The 1,294-nt window shown below is 76.7% G+C and carries 1 protein-coding gene; it reads left to right on the forward strand.

Annotated features, from left to right (window positions below):
• A partial coding sequence (locus tag DQW85_RS22845; protein ID WP_205315329.1) for an acetate--CoA ligase family protein occupies positions 1-1,294 on the forward strand: 1,294 nt, incomplete at both ends.

Here is a 1,294-nt window from a genome sequence, read left to right on the forward strand (position 1 = left end):
CCTGGCGGCGCAGGGCGTCGCACCGGCGGGGTTCCTGGTCGAGGAGCAGGCCGCGGGCGGCGTCGAGCTGATCGTCGGCGTGGTGCGCGACCCCGGGTTCGGGCCGGTGCTGCTGGCCGGGCTCGGCGGCGTGTGGGCCGAGGCGCTGCGCGACACGTCGGTGCGCCTGTGCCCCGTCTCGGAGTCGGACGCGCGGCGCATGCTGGCCTCGCTCCGCGGATCGGCGCTGCTGCACGGGTATCGCGGGCGGCCGGGCGTGGACGTGGACGCGGTGGTCAAGCTGCTCATCACCGTCGGCGGGGCGGGCGGGCTGTGGGAGCGGCTGGAGCTGGGCGAGTTCGAGGCCAACCCGGTGATCGCCTCGCCGTCCGGGGTGATCGCGGTGGACGCCCGCTACCTCCCGGCCGGGCCGGGCTCCGAGGATGACGGCCCGCCGGACGCCGGTGACTCCACGACCGACTCCACGGCTAGCTCCGCGGCTGACTTCACGGCTGGCTCCGCGGCTGACTCCGCGGCTGGCTCCGCGGCTGACTTCACGGCGCTGTTCGAACCGCGGGCCGTGGCCGTGGTGGGGGCCTCCACCACCCGGCCGAACTTCGGCAACATGTTCCTCGAGTTCTACCGGGCGGCCGGGATGCCGGTGGTGGCCGTGCACCCCGAGGCCCGCGAGATCGGCGGGGTGCCCGCCGTGCCATCCCTGGCCGGGGCCGAGGTCGACGGGGTCGCGGTGGACTACGCGCTCGTCGCGGTGCCCGCTGAGCGGTGCGCCGACGTCGTACGGCAGGCGGCCGGGGTGCCGTACGTGCAGGTCATGAGCGGCGGGTTCGGCGAGGCGGGGCGGCCGGAGCTGGAGGGCGAGCTGGTGGCGGCCGTGCGGGCGGCGGGGACCAGGCTGCTGGGGCCCAACTGCATGGGCGTCTACTGCCCGCGCGGCAGGCAGACGTTCGCCGGTGGCGACGTCGGCCCGCCGGGCACGATCGCGCTGGTCTCGCAGAGCGGCGGGCTGGCAGGGGAGGTGGTCAAGGTCGGTGAGCGGCGCGGCCTCGCGTTCAGCCGGGTCGCCACGGTGGGCAACGCCGCCGACGTCACACCGGCCGAGCTGCTGCGCTGGCTGTCGGAGGACGCCGAGACCCGGGCCGTTGGCCTGTACCTGGAGGATCCGCGCGATGGGCGCGCGCTGTACGAGGCGCTGGCGGCCACGGCGCTGCCCGTCGTGCTGCTGGTCGGCGGGCGCAGCGGGCAGGGGCAGCGGGCCGCCGCGTCCCACACGGGCGGCCTGGTGAGCGACGGCCGG

This window comes from Nonomuraea lactucae, assembly GCF_003313395.1.
Lineage (GTDB): Bacteria > Actinomycetota > Actinomycetes > Streptosporangiales > Streptosporangiaceae > Nonomuraea > Nonomuraea lactucae.